The organism is Paenibacillus sp. ACRSA (assembly GCF_022346845.1).
In the GTDB taxonomy this organism is placed as follows: Bacteria; Bacillota; Bacilli; order Paenibacillales; family Paenibacillaceae; genus Paenibacillus.
In genome coordinates this window covers 194,534-213,144 of record NZ_JAKRNP010000005.1, presented here as the reverse complement: position 1 = coordinate 213,144, position 18,611 = coordinate 194,534, and the positions used below count along the sequence as shown (strand labels likewise).

The following is an 18,611-nucleotide window of genomic DNA, read 5'->3' as shown; positions in this document are numbered from 1 at the left end:
ATCAGTTTATCCCTACCAACAGTTGAACGAAATGAAGAAAACAAACATAAAGATGTACGATCCTAACCCGTTTGTATGAAAACACGAAATTATTCCTTGATCTGTATTGCATAATTCTAATAGTCGCCAACAAGCCCTAATGACGGTTTCGTTCGCCCACAGCATCAGGCAAAACCAAGTGCTACGAAGCCACAAAAAAATCCCCTGCAGTAGGCAAGAACGAGTCCATCTAAACTAGATAGTCAGTCACTCCTTCTTGTCTACTATAAGGGGATACCATGATTAACATGTCTTATGAGTTTACTAGAGAACAGTTGTACTTCATACGAGATTTAATACAATTGAATTAGACATTATAGAAATAACACTTTCAATCGCAAATTAGAATTTTGTCTCTAGTAGCTCAATATTGTCTTCTAGACTGCTGTTCATGTCTACGCCAACCTTCTGAAGCTTCGTCTCATAATACTTTTTCACATCTTCCCATTTATAATACGGGTAGCTCTTCGTTTCGATCGGGAAGGCAATTTCCTCTTCATTTCTCAGCATCTTCACCATATAATCCTCACCATTGGAATACAGAATCCACTGAATATTAGCTCCCATTGGAGAAATCTCAGCACCATTCCAGCTCTCTGCAACTTTCTCCGGGTTGTCTACACTGACATTCGCCCCTTTGATGTCCAAGAATGAAGATAACGGAATAATCGTTTCTGCATGCGCAAATCGGAAAATTCCCGCCGTGTCCTTACTTTCAATGGACTGTTCAGTAGATACGAGCAGCTCTTTCACGAGTGGTGCAGCAATATTCTGAGGTAGATCTGTTGAAGTTAGAGACGGTCCTTTCTCGTAAAAGTCTTGAATACTATCCAAGCTTTCATACCATTTCAATTGGTTGGTGGTGAAGTATCTTCCGAATTCTAAATCACCTTCTTTTTTCAGGTTCGAAGAGATGATATACAACTCATATAGATTGGAAGCTGCTTCGGTTGGATTGCTCAGCTTCACTTTTCCTTTCTCGTCCTTCAATTGGAACTCACCCGCATCTAACCTCTGATAGAAACTTTCAGAGAACAAGGGCGACAGCAGCTCCTTCGCATACGTTGTTCCTTTTTCCTGTGTAGCATAATTCTCGTACAGCTTAACCCATTCACCATCTTCGGCAAATTCATTGTATTTCGTCGCCAGATCGTACGGTCGCAGATATGGGTCGCCCCCTTCTTCAAAAGCGGAGGAGAGGATGTCTACCTTCTTGCTGCCTAAGCTTCCTTCTAACCCTTCAATAAATTGATCTCTACTCTGCGGAGTCCGATCCTTGAAGGTTGCTTGCGCAATGACCTTTTTATCGTCCGTGAAGATATCCTTGAAATTGTGACCCAGTCTTGATCCGATGCCTTTCAATTCTTCGCCGCCAGAGATCGACAATAAACCATAGTGATCCTTCTCGATGTCCATAAGCTTGGCAATTTCTTTCTTAAGTTCTTTGCCCAAATTCGTGATCTGCCCATCTTTTTCAGCAATGCTGAGTAGTTCATACAACGTCTTATCATACTTGGAGCTGGACAAATGTCTTGAGCCATGTCTTCCTACCAAATTAATAAAGACCGGCTTATACCCGGCTGGTGCCTCTGAATAACTTGTTGTATTCTCAAAAGGATACGGTGTTTTGGTACCACGATAACCTTGTGTATCATTCATTTTCTGCCCAACGAATACGGATTGTGTCCGCTCGTCCCAGTCTACCTCTTTACCAAGCGCCTCCCCAATAACTCGAGCGGGAACATATGTAATTCCGTTATAGACAAAAGACTCACCATCCATTTTCTGTCCATCCACAACGACATTTACCGCTTGCTCAGACACTTCAATCGTGCGCTTAGTACCTGCACCGTACACATCAAACACACCGATCGATGTTAGCATCGTGAGTGAAACTACTGAAATTCCGATTTTTTTAATGTTCATTTTCGTTGATTTTCCCCTTAGTCTTCAGATATATATCGTTTTTTTAGCTCATCATACTATAGGTGAATAGTATTTATTCTATATCTACGCTTTGTTAAGATTATGTAAAATTTTTAATAATGAACGTGGTTGCGTCTCCGTTCTTGGCATACAATCAGTAGAAAATACACAATTAAAGTTGTTTAATCAACTCATGTTTATTATAAGAGAAGGAAATACACATGATATGGACATAACAACCTTGAATTGGGTTGATATTTGAACAGTGCTGACATAAGTGACCCTTTTATATATTAAAGAAAGCTTGGTGAAAAATCCGATGGCAAAAATAGATCGAAGAATTGCAAAAACTCAAGAAGCACTGCGAAGAGCTGTCGTTGAATTAATGAATCAAAAGAGTTTTGATGAAATTACTATTCAGGACATTGCAGATCAGGCAGACCTTAATCGCGGAACGATTTACCTACATTACAAAGACAAATATGATCTATTAGACAAAATGATTGAGTCCCACATGGAGGAATTGGGGGAATTGGATGAATGGGCATGCAAGTTGGATTGGAACAATGGCCTTGTCCCATTTTTCGAATATTTTGAGAAAAATCATTTGTTTTTTGCAACCATGCTAGCTAGTAAAGGGGCTCCGTCTTTTCGCGCCCGGCTACTGGAGTATGTAATGGCAGGGTTCAGTGGAGAAATTGACAGAGAAAGCGGCAAAAATAAAGACCTCAATGAAGATGTGATGTTGCAATATTCCGGAACAGCTTATGTAGGAATCATTGAATGGTGGATCAGAAACGACATGCCATATCCGCCTGAGACGATGGCTAAGCAAGTTGGCGTATTATTGGAGCGAAGCCTGTAAAGAACTAGGAGCAGCTATTCATTATTCCTGTTCATAATCTGAAAAGTTTGACTTCTATTGTATCTTACAAAATGAAAAGCCCCAGAATTAAATCGCCTACTGACGGTTTACCTCTGGGGCTTTTCCCTCATTCCATTCTTATCTTATCCAATGAAGTTTTTATTCAGGTCGTTTAAAGAGCCACTGATTACGGAAAATCCAGTTGGTCTAATAATTTCTAAGCCGATCTCATTCCAACGTTCCTGAGGAATTCCGGTAAAGTGGAACACATGCTTTTGCCCTGGTGATAACTCAGGGATTACATTGACAATGCGTTCACCCTGCGGATCATTCATTTCCAACGTATAATTAGATACTCGATGACATGGAATATCATTACGTACCTCAACGGATACGACTACTTTGTCTAACTCTGAACTCACACTTACGGTGATCGGTGACGCTAATTGACGTAATACTTCATAAGAGGGCTTAGGCATACCGTTAAGACTCATCGATCCGTGTACACGTTGCCGAAGCCTGCCCTCCCCTTCCTCACCCATCTGTGTTCGATAATCGTTCAGACTGAAATAAATGAGCGCCGCGATCTCTGAATGCTTACGATACTCCCTCGTATTCTCCAATAGAATCTGTGCACGGCGCTCGTCTCCACCTTCAAATGCAGGTTCACAGAGTCCATACTCAGCTACTACTACAGGTTTGTGAGGTATGCCTTTCGTTATGCTTCGAATGACTTCTGGGCGATCTAACTCACCGTGCCATGTACCGATATAATCATTCCACATGATCAGATCACCTGCACCCGTTGCATCCTGAGCGGGATTGTCATGTACTGTATTTGATACGTAGTTGATAAATCTTGTGTCATCAAGTTGTTCTACCTGAGACTTAAGTTTATCAAAGAATAGATTCGTCATTTCAGATTGACCGTTCAGCTCATTGCCAAGTCCCCATGCGTAAATGCAAGGGTGATTGTAATGACGATGAATCATCTCTTCGGCATGCTGCATCGAGATGTTCAGCCATTCGTCTCCCGGTTCACTTGGTGTCTGCCAGTGAGGAATCTCCTCTTGCACGAGTAAGCCATGCCGATCACACCAGTCCAACAGCTTGCTATCTTGTTGCCAGTGGAAACGGGTAATGACACAGTTTGCATGTTTAATATGGTGAAGCATCTCAGCAAGCTGTTCAGCTGTCTCGGCCATGCCATGCTCCGGATTCGATCCTGGCATCCACTCAACACCGAAGAGTCGTACAGGCTCGCGGTTAAGCAATAATGTACTGTCTTCTGAGCGAATCTCTCTAAAACCTATTACGGTTGATATCTCATCCGAGAGAACTCCATCCACATATATAGCAAGATGAACCGTATATAAGTGAGGTTGGTCAAAGTGCCACAGCTTCAAGTGGTCTACCTTGATATCGCTAAAGCTTAGGAATCCATCCGTTTCAGCGATCTCCCATTCCTTTGAATTTACGAGACCTTCTTCATTAGAGAGGGTCACTTTCAACTGCAAAGACTTGATATCTGCCTCAGAGCTGAGCTCCCACAACCGAATTTCACCAGATAACAAACCATATGTAGCCGTCGTTCCAGGCAGATCATCTTCAAAGAAAGGAATTGCTTGGAGCTTGGAATAGTCAATCGCTACATGGCCACTAACGATCAGTGATACACCTCGAATAATACCGCCATCGTCTGCCCAATCGAAACTATTTCCTAATGGAAGTGCAGTCTGACTATTCTCATTGTTGACAGAGACGACAATACGATTGTCTGCATTACAATGAATGAAGTCGGAGATATCGACGACAAATGAAGTGTATCCTGAATGTGCGTGCTCCCCTGCTCGTTTTCCATTTACCCATACCACAGCATCACGATATACAGCGTCAAACTGGAGTCGAAGCAGTTTACCCTCCCAATCCGAAGGTACGAACAAGTCATAGCTATACCAGCTCATGCCACGAAACTCCTCTAAGCCCTCGTGCACATTCCATGTATGGGGAATATTCACACTCTCGCCTGAGAAAAGACCTTGTTCATACCACTTTAGAGATAGCCCTTCATTCCTATGATCTGCCTGAAACAACCAAGAACCTTCTAATGGAACTATTATTCTCGCGCTCACTCTGATCCCTCTCTCTACCATGTTGTTTAGTTCATGATATAGGAGTCTCAGATGCATGACCATTGAATATCCTCTGAATGTCATGGACAATATTGTGAGCGAAATATGGCAACCATCCTAGCAATCAACAGGATAAGCAAAATAACTACAAATGCAAATACAAATAAGAACAAGTAATATGTTAGTCCGTACAAGATTCCATGACAAGCGCATAGATCGCAGCCTCTTTTATTATTTTCAATTGAAGTTCCCTTCCATGTTATGTATTCGCAATTTGAATATTATGAATATTCATTTTCTTCCCGGCATATGCCTCATTGTTACAACGAAGTTTGACCTCTACTTTATGTTCACTTGACTCAATAAAACGAATCGTTTGATCTGCTAAGTTGATGTTTAGTGCACCTTCATGCTCCTCATAATCGTCGAAGAGAGCATAAATAATTTTCCGGTCCTCATCTTCTAGTCTTCCGTAGATCGTTACTTCAAGAATGCCCTCAATGCCGTTCTCACTGCTATTGGGAACCATATACTGTTCCATAAAACTCTTGGATTTTTCATCGTTTAATTGCTGAAGGAAGAATTGAAAAGGAACTCCTTTAAATGTAGGTAAATAGGAGTTGCGCCACGGCATCGTTTTATTCAATAGATTGAAGAACCAACGAAACCTCAAAGGCTCTGGAAAAGTTACGTTGATCTGCCGATCAGTTAATTTCTGATACACTTTATCTATATTCTCAATTTCAAGAGCAAAACCAACTAAACCTCTGTGTCCTTCATTATACTTATTAGTCCATTCCTTCACCCATCCTCCCCCGTCTGCTTGTTTAATATGTACTAATTCAAAATACTCTTTGCCAATCCACAGATTGGATACTTTAAAACCTTTTGTCCCTTTACCCCATTTAGGCATATAGGGTAGGCCGATAGAATGAACAAAAGTAATATATTGCTTACTTTCTTGGAACGACTTATCAACATTGACGACTAAATGATCAATTTTCATATCCGACGTCTCCTATCTTTCCATGTACTCTATGGTATGTTACGTTTCAGATATTCTATCATATGTTGGTTATTATCTGGTTACTTAATTATAGACCAAAAAAGCCGCTAAATTAGCGACTTAGTGGATAATAAGCTTCAATGTCTCGGGGAAAAACCATCGAGTTTCTTCATTTCTGCATCTACATCCGTACGAGAAAAAAAATGAACTCACCTGTTCTGTTATTGTTGAAGCACTTGTGGATACAGAGCAGAGATGCCACCCGCCAAGCCTTGCTGAACACCTCGACTTACCTCATCAGCAATAATCTCATAAAGTCCAGATTGTATTCCGTCAATTGCAGTCTTGGCAATATCCGTTGGATTTGATTTCGGCGCTTCAATACCTGCTGTCATATCTGTGTCCATGTACGCGACGTGTAATCCTGCAACCCTTACGTTTTTGGCAGCTAACTCTAATCGTAATGCGTTCGTTAATCCCCATTGCGCAGACTTTGCAGTCGAATATGCACCTGAATTACCCGTATTGATCCAAGACAAGGCAGACAGGATATTTAGGATTGAACCTCCTCCATTGTTTTCAATTACCGGTGCAAAAGCGCGAATCATCGATAGAGTTCCGAATACATGCGTGTTAAATTCCAAATGAATATCTTGAAGCTCACCTGTAAGCAAAGAAGCTCCTGTAGAAGAACCAGCATTGTTAATAAGCAAAGTTGCATCTACTGCGATTTCAGCCGCTGCCTTCACGGATTCTGGATCGGTGATATCAAGCTGCAATGGAATCGCTCCCGGTAAATGAATGGATTCAGGATTTCTTGCTCCAGCGTACACTTTGGCTCCTCTAGCAAGAAGTTCAAGTGCCAATTCCTTGCCTAACCCCCGATTAGCACCACTTACTACAGCAACTTGTTTAGTCATATCCATCTGGCATTACTCCCTTACTTATATTAGTGTTATTTATTGAGAACAATCGTTCTAAAATAAGATAAAAAAAACAGTTAGAATATCTAACTTGAATGTAGTATATCAATTGTAGAACGATCAGTAAAGTATTTTTTTCGCACCTCTTCATTTACATCGCGATTTCGCTAATATCTTATGTACATGCACCAATAATCAATGCATCAATCTAGAAAAAGATTAATTGACACATTGATTATGCGGTTTAATTTCTCTTTGTCCGTTGAGGTTCTTGCCATAGCTCTTATGCCAACGGAGATGTTGTGAAGATACTCTGCTGTTTCTTTAGGGTCTAACTCCGGAGAAAATTCCCCCTCTTGCTGTCCCCATTCAATAATCCGTTGAAACATCTGCTCTACCGAGTTAAAGGACTCAAGAGATCTGCTATCCACTTCATTATCATGTGATGCCAGTTCTACTGCCGCATTGACAATCAAACAACCTGTAGGCATGGATTCTGTTTCAGCAATCATATAATCGAAAATGCTATGCAATGCTTCCACTGCAGTCTTGGACGCTTTAACTTCTGCGAGCAATGATGCATTGACCTTATCAGCGTAGCGATCCATAGCCCGCAGAAAGAGTGAATGTTTATCGTCAAATGTATCGTAAATACTTCTACGGTGAATTCCCATATGTTCAACTAAGTCACTCATGGAAGTCTTCTCATAACCTTGCTTCCAGAAGATATTCATCGCTTTATCTAGTACTTCATTAACTTCGAATTCTTTACTTCTAGCCATTGTTACTTCCCTCCCCCACATAATGTAACACAATGGGAACGATCAGTAAATTAACCGGCTTTTTTACACTGATATGATGTTCCTGCAATCTGTATGTATCATCCAAAGTGCCAACGTTCCGGAGAAAGTTGGCACTTTGGATAAATAAAAATTGTTCGATGGAGCTGCTTCACTTGTCCGCTATATCGTAACTATAACTTCATTTCTACATTTCGACTTGGATCACTGTATTTATATATACCTGGATTTAACTCTAGCGTAGCATCCAATGGGATATTACGATAGGTATCCATATTTACTCCCGTAGACACCATACCTTTAGGAGTAATCTCTGGTACGATTTCTTGGCCGTTAATACGTAATGTAGTTTGGTTAACCCCTTTGAAATCAGGCGATGTTGAAGAAGACTCTACTATCATGTTCTGCCCATCCATATAATACGTAAACTGAATTTCGAACTCTTCAACCTGAAGCTTGGTTTGTTGCTTTTCTGTTGTTGGCTTATGAAGAGTAACCCAGTTCTTCGTCGTATCCCGTTTCTCCACTACAGCATCTTGCAGTATCAGTTTCATAGGAACATCAGACCAGTCCTTGTACCACACTGGAGATTCAAACTGAAAATAATGCTGATATCCTTCAACCTGATCTCCTTTTAAGAATCGCCCACCCATAACCCTCTGATCTCCAATGATTAACTCCGTTGTGTTGTAATGAACAATTCCTTTACTCAGTGAATCCTCTTTGTTGATATGAACTTGAATATCTAATGGGGTAATGGCTAGCTGATCGATGCTAACACCTGTTCTTTCTTGAAATTCGGGACTCGTGTTCAGTGATTTAGAATACATCGCTTCACTCGCTTTTTTTCCATCTGCTTTAAAATCAAATGTCCATGTGCCCTCGATTCTCTTCGCCTCTTCAATATAACTGAGATGAAGATTCGAACTCTTCCATTCAGTCTCGGACATGTTGAATACCTGTTCGATCAACAAATCTGAATCTTCGTTGGGTAGAATCGTTGGAATAGCATTCCATTCATTATCGTGGTTATGCATGATTAAATGAGGATTTCCACGTCCTAAATCTGTCGGTGATGCCGCCACTTTATAACGAACAATCGTTTGATCTCCTACATGTCGAACCGATTGCATATGAATTGTGGGATACTGTGCAACTTCGGTGACGATCGTTTCTTCCGTTTCATGTTTAGATGCTAAAGGAATATCTCTATCACGGTACAAAATTAGATTTTGCGCTTTAAAGGTATACTTTTTGGCGTCATCCTTCAGCGTATCAGGGGTTTCATAGACTCCCAGGAGCTTCTGGTTATTCGGATCGTAGCCCAAATAACCATAGACTTTTGCTGTTCCAGCAGGCCCGATCAAGGTATTGGTCTCAGTAGCAAACTCAGTATATTGCGTTAGATCAATTGCAGCACTCAGAGATATAAGCATTTTCATCTTTTCTCCATCAGTCACCACACCATTCAAATTCATGGTCACCCCTGCATTGGAGGATTGCAGATCATACTGTTGTCCAATGCCATTTTGCAATGCTTTGGCGACGTTCCGACCACCCATCCGATCCCAATCAATCGTGACACTGGCGAATACAGGAATAGCGACGAGTAAGAAGCAAGAAAATGCGATCCCAACGGGGATAGCTTTAATTCGATGTAACATCCCGCTTCGTGAAGATTGCGTTTTGGCTTGACGGTGATGAACTTCGTTTTCTATGGCTGACCACATGACATCATAATCTGGCTGAGGAGTATTCTTATCTTTTTTAATATGCTGATTCACTACTTCTCATCTCCTTTAGTTGGGGTTCCACCATTTTATTAAGAAGTTTTAGCCCTTTGTTTAATCTCGACTTTGCCGTTCCTTCAGGGATATTCATCACTTTAGAAATCTCAGGTATGGTCAACTCATTGATGAACCGTAGCACAATGACCATTCTAATTTTGTCAGGAAGCTCGCTGTATAGCCCTTCTAGTTCTTCTTTGGTTTCCCGATGAGTTAGACGCTTCTCCACAGGATTATCATCCTGAGATTTGGACAACAAATAGTGGCGCACTTCTTTCATCCCGCCTGTTTTACGTCTTCTAATCACACTGTTACACTCATTCGATGCAATTCTTAATATCCAAGACTTCATGTTCCTTACCTTCGTTCTGTCAGCCATGATCACTTTGACAAATACTTCTTGGCATAGATCCTCTGCATCTGCCTGATTTTTCATCACATAGTAGCAAAAATAATATACATCCTCTCGATACAGCTCAAAAATTTGTCTGTCAGTCATTCTGCACCCCCTTTGTGGTTGTCAGTAATAAGACTAATAAAGCTATGTATTCGTTCATTTTATAGAAACCCAAAGAAAAAAGCCGCTAGATTAGCGACTTTGAACTCATCAAATGGTTCTTGGTATTAAAAACGCCTTCTCTGTTTTCTCAAAGCCAAGTCGAGGATAATATTCCATCGCCGTAGGTGCAGAGAGCAACAATAATGCTACCTCTTCGCCTAGATGGCTACGTACACGTTCGATAAGCTGTTTTCCAATGCCGTTTCTCTGATACTCCTTACTCACCGCTAGATCTGATAAATAACAACAATACGCAAAATCCGTAATTGCTCTTGCAAGTCCAATTAACTTGTCATCATGCCAAGCAGAAACCGTAAGTGTTGCGTTCTCAATCATTCGTTGAATTCGATCCCGATCCTCTACAGGACGTTTAATTCCTGAGCTTCTAAACACATTCTGAACATCCTCTGGCTTAAGAACGGCATTCGTTTTATACAAAATGTCCATTGATGCACCCCACAATTTATTTTAATATACAACGAACATATTAGAATATTGGTAGGGTGTGAAGATCCAATTTGCATGAAATGGACTAGTCCAATGTGATTCGTCTGTACAATATTATGATCCAAACGCTTCTAACAAACGAGTAACTTCATCGGCAGTAATCGGGATCACTCCGCCATGTCGCTTATGGGTCTTACCTAGGTCATACGCATCCTTATCCACCACCCGGAAATCTCCACTGTCGAGATCTGAGGTTAATAAAGGAAGATAACCATCACCCTTAGCAAATTGATCCACGATCAAACACCATTCATTGCGGTCATTCATCTTATAAATCTGAGGCCCTTCTACGCCAGGAATCGCTTCCAAAATAGGAGCAGATAACGGACTGAAAGCATCCTTATCCAAGGAAGAACCCTTCTCTACCCGAATATTTTTCGTCGTTTCATCTTTCGTATAACGGTAGTAGCTCCCATTGTGCGCGATAATGGTTGTGTCGATAATGTGGTTCTCTCGCTCAATATATAACTCCGTCGGAGTAAAGCTTCGGAAGTCCTTGGTTCGTGAACTATAGATTTTCTGTTTACGTTCGGTTTCAGAAGAGTCAGAAGCTCCTCTTCTCGTTGCCGACGCCCAGAATACTAAAAATTCATCTGTCGCCTCGTCATAGATGGCTTCAGGTGCCCATACACAGCCCGCGTCGGATACACCAACGGTAACTGCGCGAGGCGATGACCAATGCACTAAATCTTCGGATTCCCATACAATAATGTTCTTGCTTCCTTCATTTACTGCTGCATCCCAGCCTTTGCCGCTTGCAATCCGGAGATCTGTAGCAATCAGATAAAAGCGGTTATCCTTAGGAGAGCGAATGATAAATGGATCACGAACTCCTTTCTCCCCAATCGCTGATCGCAAAACCGGTAAACCTTGATTCAAATCTTGCCAATGCAGCCCATCCTCACTGTAAGAGAAGTAGACCTGTTCACCATCCGCACTTTCTCCAATAAAATGAACTAGAAGATAACCCGTATAAGGTACATGTTGTCCTGTCACAATGTAACACTCCTTCTAAGATCTAATAGAGGTACGTAGTCTCGTTGTGCTTAAACGTCCTATCAGTTGCCAGGCTTCAACTTGTAAAAGTGAGCTTTGGAACAACTGTTAGTAAGGACTATATCCATATTAAATGATTAGGGAGGGTTAAATAAATAGTTTTAATCCATTATCAGCTTGTTTAGAGCGAATGATGATCATAACACCTTTAGTTAAGCAGGTTCACGAACCTCTGACTAATCGTATAATTGATATCTTCGGGAACGGGTTGTAATCCAGCTTGAAGGGATTCAACATTCGTCAGGATACGATATGCTGCTTGCGAGATCAGCCCAAAGCCCATATCCATAATTTCAATAGGATTACCATCAGCTCCTGCCAAGTTAAGTGGGTTAGCCTGATGCAATAGATAGATGCTTTTCTCAGCATACGTTATTCGTTCAATACCTTCTTTGACGATTTCAACAGACTTCGAAGCCTTCTTCAATTCTTCCACATTGATTTCAAACCCATAATGCCCTGAGTTAGCAAGAATAGCTTTCTCTTTGAATAACGGAATATGCTGCTCGGTAATCACATTGAAGGTTCCCGTTACCGTGACGATTACATCGGCTTCAGGGATCAATTCGTGCAATTCGCCAACCAGATGTCCTTCTGTTCTGGCATTCAACAGTTGAATCGGATTAACGTCATACACGAGTGTAGTAGCTCCCAATCCACGGAACTTTTTGGCTACACCGCTTCCACAATAACCATATCCAATAACCAGTACTTTTTTGCCGCCAACGAGAAGACTCGTAGTTCGCATGAAGCCATCGACAACAGATTGACCAACCCCTAGTGCATTTTCGAAAATTTGCTTCAAGGGCGAATCGTCAATTACGATGACAGGATATTCGGGTTGGACACCCTTTTTCTCGATTAAAAGCTTGCCTGTGCGCGTCTCTTCATTGGCACCAATCGGGTTCCAATTAGGCTGTAATTCATGATGAGCAAGAATCAGACTTGCCCCATTGTCCAAGAAGAGGTCAATCTGGTTAGTCATCACCATCTTAAGATAGCGTTTGTGATCATCATATTGGTCTGCTTCTTTGGCAAGAACCGTCACATTGGGTAAAGAGGCCAGGTATGCTGCTGTATCTTTTTTAGTTGTACCCAGACAACCAACTAAGTAGATATGTGCGGCTCCACCGGCTAGGAGTCCCTCGATCCAGAATCCCGTTTTCGGCTCTATATGCATACTGATTGCAATGGTTTTACCTTTGAGCACCTGCTCCTCTTGGAACCAATCATTAAGCTCTGCCACAATCGGCATCCTCTCTCTAAACCAATGCATCCGAGATGCCCCAGCCTTAGCCAAACTTGGATCATCAATAATACTAATCATAACGAACCCCCTCGTTAATTATCTGTTGTGTTGTAATTCGAGGTAAGTATAATATGATACAAGGTCAACCAATAAGGACAAAAGTCCGCTTTTTGGGGGCTCTTTTTTAAAATTGTTTCCGCAAAAGGAGATTTGACTACTATGCCCACTAAGGTTAACCCGGATATAACGGCCGCTGTTATGAAAGCAAATCTACAACATATCATTACAGATGAAGCTCTAGCTATCTTGCAAGTAAGAACATACGCAAAAAACGAGACGGTTGTCGTCTCGGGTGATGCGTTAGCATTTTTCTATATTATTATTGAAGGCAGAGTGGCAATTCATAACTATTCCGAGCAGGGGAATGTAGCTGTTGTGGATTATGTAGAGCAAAACGGAGTATTAGGTGATATGGAATTCTTCAATCATTGCAATTATCTTCACACGGCTGTGGCTGTTGTACCAACAACCATATTACTCATTCCATTAGAAGTGGTACACTCTCATCTAACAACATCCGTCCCTTTTCTCATGCGCATGTGTTCGGTACTCACGGAGAAATTGATGAAATCTTCAGTAAAAAATGCACGATCACTGCTGTATCCGGCCAAAAATAAACTGTGCAAAACGATTGTACAAACCTCAGAGAAATTCGAATCGGCAACGATTCCTTTTGTTATGAAAGACATGTCCAGCATGATGGGTATCTCCGATCGCCATATTAGAAGATTGCTCAGTGATCTAGTGGAGGAGAAGATTATCCTGCGGCAGAACAAAACGATTCAGATTTTGGACATGAAGCAATTACAGCGATATTCCACCGATTTTTAAAAGATTCCCCAGTCTTCTTACGAGGTAGACACTCTGTAGATGATAATATCCAATCCAGTGTCTGTGGCTTTTCCCTCACCAACGAGAATATCGCTATTCAGAAAGGATAATGCTGTACTGTTCGTAATGATTGTAGGCGATGTGCGAAACAATGAAGATTTCAACTTTTTATTGATATTTCCGTTATTCTCGATGTAAATCTCACAGCTTTGTCCAGTAAAATCCTCACCTTGGAGCATGTATCTTGCCGACAGACTGTGTCGATCTCCGCCCTTCCCAATAACCTGTGTATCCACGCCACCATGAAGCACGATGCCTTCAAAATATTTGCCCGTTACATCTCCTGTGAACGTAATCATAACGACAGAATCATCCTCTATATTGCGTAATTCGACCGTTTCTAAGATCTTCACATGAACCGTAAACACTTCTTCTAATTCCATAGTTTCACCCCTTTATTGCATCCTATCATACCCTTCGCGGCAAAATAAAGGAAAGAGCCGCTATCTAGCAGCGGCTTCTTACACTCTATAGTGGTTGGCTATTAATCCATATGAGATCCGCCGTTGATATCAATTTCCTCGCCAGTAATGTAGGAAGCTTCAGTAGAAGCTAAGAAAGCAATGGCTGAAGCAATCTCTTCCGTTTCACCCGGGCGCCCCATTGGAATGCCTGCAATTACGCCATCAGCAGTTGGCTGATCTAAAGATTTCCAGATATCCGTATTCACAAGCCCTGGTGCGATACAGTTAACCGTAATACCATCTGTCGCAACTTCTCGTGCGAGGTTCTTGGAGAAACCTAGTACAGCTGCTTTTGATGCAGAATAGTGTGCTCCACCAAAAACGCCGCCGCCCCGTTTAGCAGATACAGAGGATAGACTAATGATCCGACCATAATTTTGTTTCTTCATCGTTTCAAGCACGGCTTGAGTGCAGAGAAAGAGTCCGAACATGTTTACATTAAATACACGAGTTACGTCCTCTAATGTCATTTCTGCTACGGTTGCCTTCTGGGATATGCCTGCATTATTCACCAAGATATCAATTCTTCCGTACGCTTGCAGTACCTTCTCCACCATGGCCTGATTCGATTCTAGGGTGGTAACGTTAAGCTCAACTCCAATTGCTTCCCCCCCTTCTGCACGAATAGCATCAACGGTCTCTTGAATTCCTTCTTGGTTGATATCAGCAATAACGAGCTTTGCCCCCTGCTTAGCTAATGTAAGTGCAATCGTACGCCCAATTCCTCGTTTAGATCCACTTCCTGTGACAATGGCTACTCTGTTGTTTAATTCAAACATGTTATACACTCCTTCAGATGGGTTGACTGCGATCGTTAAGCAAAATTCTTTCTCAATACTTTCGGATTAAGAAGTTATTTTAATAGGGAATGTGCAGTCGCTACGATGTTATCTATCGTGATTCCGTTCATTTCAAGCAATTTTTCGTATGGAGCAGATTCTCCGAATTTGTCCTGAACACCAATTCTGCGGACGACAGCTCCGCCTTCCTCGGCTACAACTTCACTTACTGCACTGCCAAGACCATTTAGGATGTTATGATCCTCCACAGTGATAATCCGCCCTGTACTTAAGCAATCTACGACAGCATCACGGTCTAGAGGTTTAATCGTATGGAAATCTAGTAATTTAACGGATACACCCTCGTTCTCCAACAGTTCCGATGCTTTCAAGGCAAGGTGTAAAGTGTCTCCATTGGCGATGATGGCAATATCTTTGCCGTCCTTCAACTTTTTGGCTTTACCAATCTCGAACTCTTCATCTTCTCCGTAAATGACCGGAACCGTATCACGGGTAAACCGAAGATATACTGGGCCATAATGTTCAGCAGCCTTGGAAACGAGCTTGCGCGTAGAAGCATAGTCAGCAGCCATAATAACCGTCATATTCGGAATCGTACGAAGCACGCCCATATCCTCGATGGCTTGATGGCTTCCGCCGTCATTAGCTGGGGTAAGTCCACCATGAGAACAAGCAATTTTCACATTCAAGTGAGGATAGCAGACTTCTTGGCGAATCTGTTCAAGCATGCGTAGCGAACCAAAAACAGCATATGTGCTGATAAAAGGTATTTTTCCCGTTGTTGCTAGTCCTGCGGCAAGTCCTGCTGCGTTCTGTTCGGCAATACCCACGTTGATATGCTGGTTCGGAAGCTGATTCGCAAACTCAGTCGTTTTACATGATTTACCGATATCAATATCAACGACATAGATGTTTTTATTCTTTTTGCCAAGCTCTACAATTTCGTGTCCAAAACCTTCGCGCGTCGCAATTTTTTTCTCCGTTACGTTATATGTGCTCATCATTTCAGACCTCCCGCAATTTCTTCCAAAGCCTGTAGATATTCAGCTTCCTTCGGAGCAACCCCGTGCCAGTTACATACATCCTCCATGAATGAAACCCCTCTGCCCTTAACGGTATTGCATACGATGCAGATTGGCTTCCCGTGTTGAATATCACGAATTTCGTCCAATGTATCTACGATCTGTTGCATGTCATGACCGTCTATTCTTCGGGTATCGAAGCCAAAAGCCTTAAATTTCAGCTCCAAATCCAAGTTTGGCATGATCTCATCACAAGTCCCGTCAATCTGCAGGTTGTTATCATCAACAAACACAATTAGATTATCAAGCTGATATTTGTTTGCCGTTTGAGCAGCTTCCCAAATCTGACCTTCCTGGCATTCACCATCTCCCAGCATAGCGAATACTCGATATGACTTGTCGTCCCTTTTACCTGCAATCGCCATGCCTACGGCACAAGAGAGCCCTTGACCGAGTGAGCCTGTTGAGATGTCGATTCCCGGACACTTTTTCATATCAGGATGTCCCTGAAATGGAGAGCCGTACTGTCTCAGCGTGTGTACATTCTCCATTGGAACAAATCCCCGGTGAAGCAATGCAGCGTACTGAATTGGGCATACATGTCCTTTGGATAATACAAAGCGATCACGCTCTTCCCATTTTGGATTAGCTGGGTCAATGTTCATTTCCTTAAAATACAATGCCGTAACGATATCAGCTGCGGATAGTGAACCACCTGGATGACCAGATTGTGCTTCATAAATCATCGTGATCGCTGTTTGTCTCAACTCGATTGCCTTTTGCTTGAGTTCCTCAATGCTGGACTTGGTCATTATGCTCACCTCATATGAATTTGGTAGTTAATTATTGTCTCCTTGTTAACTTGTTAACTTGTATCCTAAGTTGTTGTAAAAAAAACGAGCACTTTGCTCAGATTCTAATACTCGTTTCACGTGCGGTTACCCTGTTTTAGTTGAATTAGTATGATCTAATGGTCTACCTGGACTTACTTTATAACTTTTACCGGATTGTTTGACAAGCAACACGATGATAGTCGCACTTATTATCATGCTGATTCCAAGTACTGTCAACCCGAGATTATGGCTACCTGTCATATCATTGATAAATCCTACGAAGTATGGCCCGAAGAATCCGCCGAGATTACCAATACTATTAATCAACGCTATCGCACCACCTGCGGCTGCTCCTGTCAGGAATGATGGCGGAATCGCCCAGAATGGAGAGTAAGCTCCAAATGCTCCACACAAACTAATCGTTAGAAGTGCGAACGCTCCTATCAAACTGAAATCTGCAACATATACACTTGCTATCATGGCAATCGCACTAACCGTCAAGCAACCAGCTACATGGAATTTACGTTCGTTTTGTTTATCTGAACTTTTGCCGACAAGATACATGACAACCATCGCACACAGATACATGAATCCAAGCAACCAGCCAATACTCTGTAAGGACCAACCTGTCGATTCAGTTAAACCTCTAGAAATCGTTGGCAGGAACATGTTAATTCCGTAATAACCAAACATCCAGAAGAAGTAACCCAGTGCCAAAATAAGTACATCCTTATCTCGCAATACTTCAAGGAAAGTAGGCTTTTTAACTTTTTGTTTCTCCAGTGCCTCTTTACGCGTTACATCCAACAGCCAAGTCTTCTCTGCGCCTGTCAACCACTTCGCATCTTCGATACGATCCGTTAAGTAGAAGTAACAGATAATACCGAGAATCACCGCTGGAATCGCTTCCAAAATAAAGAGCCATTGCCAACCTGACAAACCGAGCCAATCAATTTGTAGCAAGAACGTTGATAACGGTGACCCGATGGCGTTGGCTGCTGGAATCGCAATCATAAATCCAGCAATCGCTTTGGCGTGATGCTTGGATTGGTAGAATCCACTTAAATAATGCACCATGCAAGGGTAAAAACTCGCTTCAGCCACACCCAATAAGAAACGAACGATGTAGAATTGGATGGGCGTTTGAATAAATGCCATAATGACGGCGATAATACCCCAGGAAACCATAATGCGGCTAATCCATCGTCTTGCACCAATTTTAGACATCATCGCACTGCCGGGTACCTCAAGCAGGAAGTAACCTAGAAAGAAGATGCCTGCACCAAATCCATACACAGCCTCGGAGAACCCGAGGTCTTCATTCATTCGTAATGCCGCAAATCCAATATTTACGCGATCCAGAATTGAAATGGCAAAGCACAAAAACAAAAATGGGATCAAACGTAATGTTACTTTGCGGACAGTCGACTTCTCCAATTGCTGCAGATCCATATGAAATCCTCCCGTGAAATGATTCATTCCTTTGTTATATTAAACGCTTACAATTTCAGTTTCAAAAAAATAATGTCCTACATTATCGACACAACTCACTGAAATGAAGCGTTTCCAAATACTTGTGATGATATGCACCTCCTGTTAATTTGTAATCTTGTTAACTTGTATCCTAAGTTTATCTGTTTTGAATATAACAATTAACTTTTTAATTGTCAATATGTTATTTTTTCAATTTTT

17 protein-coding genes are annotated in these 18,611 nt (G+C 41.8%); 2 read left to right on the top strand and 15 right to left on the bottom strand.

Translation table 11 applies throughout. The features are described 5' to 3' along the window. Positions 1-381: 381 nt before the first annotated feature. On the bottom strand, positions 382-1,965 hold the full coding sequence (locus tag MH215_RS16670) for a histidine-type phosphatase (protein WP_239291570.1): 1,584 nt from the start codon (positions 1,963-1,965) through the stop codon (positions 382-384). Between the two features lie 319 nt (positions 1,966-2,284). On the opposite strand from MH215_RS16670, the gene MH215_RS16665 reads away from it, so the two are divergent. After that, entirely contained in the window at positions 2,285-2,830 is a 546-nt protein-coding gene (locus tag MH215_RS16665; protein ID WP_239291567.1) for a TetR/AcrR family transcriptional regulator, read from the top strand. Between the two features lie 143 nt (positions 2,831-2,973). On the opposite strand, the gene MH215_RS16660 is transcribed toward MH215_RS16665, so the two are convergent. From MH215_RS16660 to MH215_RS16620, 9 genes are all read right to left on the bottom strand, one after another. Next, the gene (locus tag MH215_RS16660; RefSeq protein WP_481857449.1) at positions 2,974-4,794 is read right to left on the bottom strand and encodes a glycoside hydrolase family 2 protein; all 1,821 of its coding nucleotides are present in this window, start codon (positions 4,792-4,794) and stop codon (positions 2,974-2,976) included. A gap of 427 nt (positions 4,795-5,221) precedes the next feature. Then, a complete protein-coding gene (locus MH215_RS16655; protein WP_239291566.1) occupies positions 5,222-5,968 on the bottom strand; it encodes a VOC family protein in 747 nt (248 codons plus the stop codon). Positions 5,969-6,189: 221 nt separating this feature from the next. Beyond that, positions 6,190-6,894, bottom strand: coding sequence for an SDR family oxidoreductase (locus MH215_RS16650; protein WP_239291565.1), 705 nt, complete (start codon positions 6,892-6,894; stop codon positions 6,190-6,192). Positions 6,895-7,094: 200 nt separating this feature from the next. After that, the gene (locus MH215_RS16645; RefSeq protein WP_239291564.1) at positions 7,095-7,673 is read right to left on the bottom strand and encodes a TetR/AcrR family transcriptional regulator; all 579 of its coding nucleotides are present in this window, start codon (positions 7,671-7,673) and stop codon (positions 7,095-7,097) included. A 191-nt stretch (positions 7,674-7,864) separates the two neighbouring features. Further along, positions 7,865-9,475 carry a DUF4179 domain-containing protein gene (locus MH215_RS16640; RefSeq protein ID WP_239291563.1) on the bottom strand — a complete coding sequence of 537 codons (1,611 nt, stop codon included), beginning with the start codon at positions 9,473-9,475 and terminating at the stop codon, positions 7,865-7,867. Next, complete coding sequence (locus tag MH215_RS16635; protein ID WP_239291562.1) at positions 9,459-9,977, bottom strand: RNA polymerase sigma factor; 519 nt, start codon at positions 9,975-9,977, stop codon at positions 9,459-9,461. Before MH215_RS16635 ends, MH215_RS16640 begins: the two co-directional genes overlap by 17 nt. A gap of 108 nt (positions 9,978-10,085) precedes the next feature. Further along, positions 10,086-10,484, bottom strand: coding sequence for a GNAT family N-acetyltransferase (locus MH215_RS16630; RefSeq protein ID WP_239291561.1), 399 nt, complete (start codon positions 10,482-10,484; stop codon positions 10,086-10,088). Between the two features lie 114 nt (positions 10,485-10,598). Further along, a complete protein-coding gene (locus MH215_RS16625; RefSeq protein WP_239291560.1) occupies positions 10,599-11,540 on the bottom strand; it encodes a glycoside hydrolase family 43 protein in 942 nt (313 codons plus the stop codon). A gap of 208 nt (positions 11,541-11,748) precedes the next feature. Then, positions 11,749-12,927 carry an adenosylhomocysteinase gene (locus MH215_RS16620; protein WP_239291559.1) on the bottom strand — a complete coding sequence of 393 codons (1,179 nt, stop codon included), beginning with the start codon at positions 12,925-12,927 and terminating at the stop codon, positions 11,749-11,751. Between the two features lie 141 nt (positions 12,928-13,068). On the opposite strand from MH215_RS16620, the gene MH215_RS16615 reads away from it, so the two are divergent. Next, entirely contained in the window at positions 13,069-13,740 is a 672-nt protein-coding gene (locus tag MH215_RS16615; RefSeq protein WP_239291558.1) for a Crp/Fnr family transcriptional regulator, read from the top strand. Between the two features lie 17 nt (positions 13,741-13,757). Here MH215_RS16615 and MH215_RS16610 read toward each other — a convergent pair whose 3' ends face one another. The 5 genes from MH215_RS16610 to MH215_RS16590 all read right to left on the bottom strand — a co-directional run bounded on the left by MH215_RS16610 (position 13,758) and on the right by MH215_RS16590 (position 18,371). Further along, positions 13,758-14,183, bottom strand: coding sequence for a DUF3237 family protein (locus MH215_RS16610; RefSeq protein WP_239291556.1), 426 nt, complete (start codon positions 14,181-14,183; stop codon positions 13,758-13,760). Positions 14,184-14,284: 101 nt separating this feature from the next. Further along, complete coding sequence (locus tag MH215_RS16605) at positions 14,285-15,043, bottom strand: SDR family NAD(P)-dependent oxidoreductase (protein WP_239291555.1); 759 nt, start codon at positions 15,041-15,043, stop codon at positions 14,285-14,287. Between the two features lie 74 nt (positions 15,044-15,117). Next, entirely contained in the window at positions 15,118-16,068 is a 951-nt protein-coding gene (locus MH215_RS16600; protein ID WP_239291554.1) for a transketolase family protein, read from the bottom strand. Continuing rightward, entirely contained in the window at positions 16,065-16,898 is an 834-nt protein-coding gene (locus MH215_RS16595) for a transketolase (protein ID WP_239291553.1), read from the bottom strand. The genes MH215_RS16600 and MH215_RS16595 overlap by 4 nt, the downstream gene beginning before the upstream one ends. A gap of 126 nt (positions 16,899-17,024) precedes the next feature. Next, positions 17,025-18,371 (bottom strand): MFS transporter, encoded by a 1,347-nt coding sequence (locus MH215_RS16590; RefSeq protein ID WP_239291552.1) that lies wholly within the window; start codon positions 18,369-18,371, stop codon positions 17,025-17,027. Between the last annotated feature and the right edge of the window lie 240 nt (positions 18,372-18,611).